The 1,381-nt window shown below is 45.8% G+C and carries 1 protein-coding gene; it reads right to left on the bottom strand.

Annotation, left to right across the window (positions count from 1 at the left end):
- Nucleotides 1-271: 271 nt before the first annotated feature.
- Nucleotides 272-1,294 (bottom strand): IS110 family transposase, encoded by a 1,023-nt coding sequence (locus tag L3V30_RS23920; RefSeq protein ID WP_237310153.1) that lies wholly within the window; start codon nt 1,292-1,294, stop codon nt 272-274.
- Between the last annotated feature and the right edge of the window lie 87 nt (nt 1,295-1,381).

Genomic DNA, 1,381 nt, shown 5'->3' with positions numbered 1-1,381 from the left:
AGGGGTCTGAAGCCCAATGGAACGAAAACGTACTATAAGGACTTCCTCCCGATGTCAATGGGTGCTCTGAACGCAATCACAATGAAGATTAAGATGCAGTACTATAAGCGGTCATACTGGAATATTCTGTTCCGGACCAAAATGAAAGACGCTCGCAAGAACCTCATACGCTAATCGGATATTTAACATCCTAACGTTTTCTCAGGCACCTCTTGCGGGGTCTTAACCCTTATCATATTTGCGTTGTCATCATTGGTGGTAAGAGATTTATTTAGGTTGAATAACAATTTTCGAATGATTCACCATAGTGAAGTATTGCCCAACAGTGTCGTGCATTTTTTGCAGCTAAAGCAATAGCGGCTCGCCAGTAACCACGGCGATCTTTGACATCACAGACCCACTTACTGAGCGGATCGTCTTTTCGTCCGGCGCTAGCCATCATTGAACGCGCCCCCTGCACAAGCAGACTACGAATATAGTTGTCACCAGCTTTAGTAATTCGCCCTAATTTTGGTTTCCCTCCGCTGCTGTATTGAGAAGGCGTTAAACCCAACCAGGCCGCCAATTGACGGCCATTACGAAACTCTTTTCCGTCAGAGATCGCTGATACTAGAGCACTGGCTGTCATAGGTCCAACCCCCTTTAGTTGCATCAATAGTCGGCATCGTTCATCTTGCTCTGCCGTCTCTTTAATCAGTCGGTCGAACTTTAAAAGCCTGCGCTCAATGTTGTCTATATGAAGAAATAATTCATCCATGCAAGTTGCGGCTAAGGTTGGAAGGTGAACCTTCATGCTCTCGAACTCGTTACGCAATCGCTCCGGTGATAAAGGAGCAATCACACCAAACTCAGCGAGCAAACCACGAATGCGGTTGCATACTGCCGTCCTTTCTTCATTTAGGTCCTGCCTAGCTCGGTGCAAACATTGAATCGATTGCTGCTCTTCTGACTTGATGCTAACAAATCGCATATGAGGACGTTGAACTGCTTCACAGATAGCTTGAGCATCAGCAGCATCATTTTTCCCTGCTTTGCCAGACAGTCGATAAGGAGAGACAAACTTAGGAGCGATGAGGCGAACTTCGTGGCCGACATTTTTGAATAATCGGGCCCAAAAATGAGCGCTGCTACATGCTTCCATTCCAATCAGACACGGTGGCATATTGGCTACCGTTTCTAACAGCTTGGCCCGACTTACTTTGGGTTTGCATAAAATGGTATTGCCTTTGTGGTCAACACCATGCAATGCGAACACATTTTTTGCTAGGTCGATACCTAATACAGTCACAGCCATGTTGTTATCTCCGTATGAAATGGTGAATTTATCATCTCAGAACTAACGGCTGAGTGATAGGGAGGAAGTCCATTCCATACGCTAAGC

The sequence above is a fragment of the Vibrio sp. A1-1 genome, assembly GCF_021728175.1.
Classification (GTDB): Bacteria; Pseudomonadota; Gammaproteobacteria; order Enterobacterales; family Vibrionaceae; genus Vibrio; species Vibrio diabolicus.
This window is presented reverse-complemented; position numbering and strand designations above follow the sequence as displayed.